The following is a 690-nucleotide window of genomic DNA, read 5'->3' as shown; positions in this document are numbered from 1 at the left end:
ATAGTGCTTTCGCTGGGGACAATCCGGGCGCGCTTGTCGATCCGGCAGCCAAAGCGTTCGCGCGCCTTTTGACCCAGATCCCCGACCCAGCCCGCGATCGCCTTGTAGCCATCCATGCCGCACAGGGTCGCCCCGACGGCGAGCGCGAGCACGACATGCTGCGGATGGCGCCTTCCCTGAGGGCGGCGCGTGTCTGGGATGTCTTTGACGTCGTGCGGTCAGGCCGACATGTGTTCGATCCTGAGCATCATCTTGGGCTTCTCCTGGCGGTACTTCTCTTCAATGACGGGGCGTGATAATTGAGATCGCGCGTCGCGTCGGAGCGCGCGCACGAAGACCAGTTTCGATGTGCCTCCGCCCTCGCTGTAACCCTCGCGCACGCGCCGGTGCCCCCGGGTCTGGCCGACGCAGGTCCAGTTGCCGGCGCGGTAGACCGTGCAGCGATAGCGGCTGGCGTCGACGAACGTTTCGAGCAACAGCAGGGGCTGCTCAAAATGGACGAGCCAATCCGAGCCGATGCGCCGCTGGCACAGCGATAGCACCTTCGTGCCCAAGTTCGGAAGGTGCCATTGCGGCAGAATCAGAAAGCGGCTGTTGTTGGCGATCAGCTTGAGGCGGCCGTACTGGTGGCGGTAGTCCCAGCCGATCCAGGTGTCGCGCGCGGCACATTTGAGCGCCGATGCCGAGAAG

2 protein-coding genes are annotated in these 690 nt (G+C 64.5%); both read right to left on the bottom strand.

The window, feature by feature from the left end:
- Positions 1-200 (bottom strand): transposase family protein (locus D0817_RS26600; protein WP_193555375.1); only part of this gene is annotated, 200 nt, incomplete at its 3' end.
- Positions 201-218: 18 nt separating this feature from the next.
- Positions 219-690, bottom strand: a 472-nt coding sequence (locus D0817_RS26595; RefSeq protein ID WP_127340998.1) for a Druantia anti-phage system protein DruA, incomplete at its 5' end; no start/stop codon positions are given.

The organism is Flavobacterium cupreum, from assembly GCF_003996965.1.
Classification (GTDB): Bacteria; Bacteroidota; Bacteroidia; order Flavobacteriales; family Flavobacteriaceae; genus Flavobacterium; species Flavobacterium cupreum.
Note: the sequence above shows the minus strand (reverse complement) of the source record. Positions and strands in the feature narration are given on the sequence as shown.